Source organism: Oleiphilus sp. HI0123 (assembly GCF_001635315.1).
On sequence record NZ_LWGE01000493.1, the window covers coordinates 1 to 1,624 of the forward strand.

At 45.4% G+C, this 1,624-nt stretch carries 1 protein-coding gene; it reads right to left on the reverse strand.

The window, feature by feature from the left end; genetic code table 11:
• Window positions 1–325 precede the first annotated feature (325 nt).
• Complete coding sequence (locus A3761_RS04665; RefSeq protein WP_068510169.1) at window positions 326–1,480, reverse strand: IS110 family transposase; 1,155 nt, start codon at window positions 1,478–1,480, stop codon at window positions 326–328.
• Between the last annotated feature and the right edge of the window lie 144 nt (window positions 1,481–1,624).

A 1,624-nucleotide genomic window follows, 5' to 3' on the forward strand; every position in this document is an offset into this window, starting at 1 on the left:
TCAAGAGGCCGGCACAAAATCCTGCCGGAACCTCGGCCAGAGCCTTTCTTTTTAATTAACATTCTTCCCGTTAGGGAAGCGTCAACGCATCAGATGAAGCAAGTAATTTCGACGGTGATCATGCTGGTATTCGTGGGTTGCTAACGCGACGCGTTAACCTATCCAACCTTACTTATTACGTCGTGGTGCCTGTCTTCAGTCTATGCTCGTGGATCAATGTACTGCTAGCTCATTGCCAACCTAACGCCTTCGGTGATTGCACCACAGCCGCTGCTTGATCTTTTGCATTGACGCTAAACTTGTTCATGTATTATTCCTTATCTACTTAAGCGGGTACGCGTGAGATTCGTGTTTTTGGATCTATTCTGGGTAAGGTGACTTCCTTCGAGATTGACCAGATATAAGCTATCAGTTCTCGTGCGATCGCCGTTACCACGACACTTCGATGTTTACCTTTGTGTATTAGTCGTTGATATCGTCTACATAATCTCTGTTGTGCTTGCCAAGCTTGATCAATTACCTCTTTCGGCAATCCTTCCTGCCTGAGCTGTAATTCCTTCGATATCTTTGCGGGATAGCGATAGCTATGTGCAGCCTCAACTAACAATCTCCTCGCTCGCCCATTTCCACACTTGGTGATCGCGCCTAAGTGTCGTTTTCCTCCACTTGAATGTTCGGAGGGCGTCGTTCCGATATAACTCATCAGTTTTCTAGGGCTATCAAATCGTGTTAAGTCTCCTAGCTCTACAATGACACCAGTGGCGGTGAGCAGTCGAACGCCTCTCAAGGCTTGTATCGCTTTCACAACCGGATAATATCGCCATTGCTTCACGTGATGGGCGAGTTCATTGTCCAGACGCTCTAGTCGAGCATTGCGTTCTGAAATGGTTTGAATCATCTCTTGCAAGACAAATTGCTGACTAGGATGAGGTAAGATGATCTCTGTTAACCAACGAAGGTGTTTTAAGCTCCAATTTGATTTGCCTGAATAGTTAATATGGTTTCTGAGCAGCAAGGCTTTTAGCTGGAAACGTGCATTATTCAAATCATGCATTGCACGCTCACGTGCTCGAGATAGATCTCGTATTGCTTCATCTGCGGGTTCAGGAACGTAAATCGGATCAAGGTCGCCATTACGAACCAAACGAGCTAAATCTTGTGCATCGCGTTTATCTGTTTTCACGCGTTGTCCGGGTTTCTTTGGAATCAGTGATGGCGCAACAACATAGCAACAATGGCCTAAGCTTGTCAGCAATCGATAAATCCAGTAGCCACAGGGGCCTGCTTCATAAACAAAATGCAGGGTAGCCTGCGGGTATTTGCTTTCAAACTGTCTTGCCATCTTGGTAAGTGATACTTTGGCTGAAGAAACTCTTCCAAGATGTTTTACTTCTGAGCCTCGTTGATCTTCGCAATATGCGACTTCGGTGAACTCCTTATGGGTGTCCAATCCGACAAAAATTATGGTATTGTTTTTCATGGTGCTGGCCTCCGCTTATATGGTATGACACATATATTATGGCTCTGGCTTTGCTAACCCACGATAGGAGGTCAGCACTCTTTTGGGACGTGGGGAGTCATTATGTCTATGTNCATACAAGGAAAAGTAGTTAGTCACAATGTT